Below are 1,397 nucleotides of genomic sequence, written 5' to 3' on the forward strand. Positions count from 1 at the left end.
GGCACGGACGATGCGGCGGTGTTCCCCCACGACCAGCGCCCGCTGGCCCTGGCCGCCCAGGGTGAGGTACAAAGCCTTGCGCTGGTGGAGCAACCGCTACGGTTCCAGGGACAGTACTTTGACGGCGAGACGGGGCTGCACTACAACCGGTTCAGGTACTACGATCCTGTGGTGGGAAGGTTTGTGCATCAGGATCCGATTGGGTTGGAGGGGGGTGATAATTTATTCTTGTATGCGCCGAATACTAGTAATTGGAGCGATGCATTAGGACTAGCTCCCAAGAAGAGGTGCGGATGCCGCAGAGATCCATGCGATATTACAAGACACCGCGATCAACCATCACCACGTAGGCCCAAAGACTCGCATCATGTAGTTCAAGACGAATGGGCCAAAAGTCAAGGATACGCCAAATATAATTCAGGTGATGCGCCTTCTATTCTCTTAAATAGAAGTCCAAATCATGCCACAATCACCACGCGACAAAATGCCAGACGCGATGCTCGTGTTGCAGCAGGCAACGGGAAATGGTCAAGCACAATTCGAGAGGAATTTGAATATTCTTCAAAGGATCTTAAAGCTGCTGGAGTCTCGGAAAAATGCCGAAAGAGAGCACTAAAGAAGAGTTATCAGTATTTTGATGAAATTGGAGCATTTTGATTATGAATGATATTATTGAATCTATAAAAAATAGAGTATTAAATCAATATGACCGTGACCCACCCCTAGAAGAAAGAAATATTAATGATATATCCAAAATATTAAACCTGCCTGCAAATTACGTTGAGTGGATGCGCTGGGCCAACGGAGGAGAAGGGCAATTTGGTAGTCTATATTTATCATTTTGGCCAATAGATGAGCTGGAGATTCTAAATAATGATTTTTTGGTTAAAAAATATCTTGGGGATAAGGCCCTGTGTTTTGCCACTAATGGCGGCGGAGTAGGCTATATATTCAAACATCTTCCCAATGATTCTTCCGTCTGGGCTGTGCCTCTTGGTGATTTAGACTGGGCAAGTGCAAAAAAAATAGGTGATGATTTTCTCGATGCATTGCTCAATGCATTAAATCGAAGCGTCACCGAAGATTAGTCATTATGTAAAACTGTTCATATTCACAGCGGTGCATCTATTCGTAGGCAGCTGTGCTTTTCCGGAGGGTTAGACTTGTTTAATAGATCCGCCATACACATGGAACTTCAATACTTCCATAGAGTGGCGCGACAACTGGACAACAATCCACTGTATTTTTCAGTGGGCGCCGCGCATTGATCGCGATATGCATTCGAGCGCACCGCCCCGCGACATAACTGCGACATTCTCACCGGGGAAATCCGTGGCTCACGCCTGAGCGAATACCTCTACGAGCCCGACAGCTTCGTGCCCCTGGCCAAGCTGGAG

Annotated in this window: 2 protein-coding genes; both read left to right on the forward strand. The window is 47.0% G+C overall.

The features are described 5' to 3' along the window. The coding region (locus PO605_RS30770) for an RHS repeat-associated core domain-containing protein (RefSeq protein WP_334313831.1) at positions 1-657 on the forward strand (657 nt) is incomplete at its 5' end. A gap of 2 nt (positions 658-659) precedes the next feature. After that, positions 660-1,088, forward strand: coding sequence for an SMI1/KNR4 family protein (locus PO605_RS30775; protein WP_152683584.1), 429 nt, complete (start codon positions 660-662; stop codon positions 1,086-1,088). The last annotated feature ends 309 nt before the right edge of the window (positions 1,089-1,397 follow it).

The sequence above is a fragment of the Delftia sp. DT-2 genome, assembly GCF_028401915.1.
In the GTDB taxonomy this organism is placed as follows: domain Bacteria; phylum Pseudomonadota; class Gammaproteobacteria; order Burkholderiales; family Burkholderiaceae_C; genus Comamonas; species Comamonas tsuruhatensis.

What these genes read in the sequence shown, in the direction of transcription:
- PO605_RS30775 (WP_152683584.1), top strand. Translation starts at nt 660, where the DNA reads ATGAATGATATTATTGAATCTATAAAAAATAGAGTATTAAATCAATAT.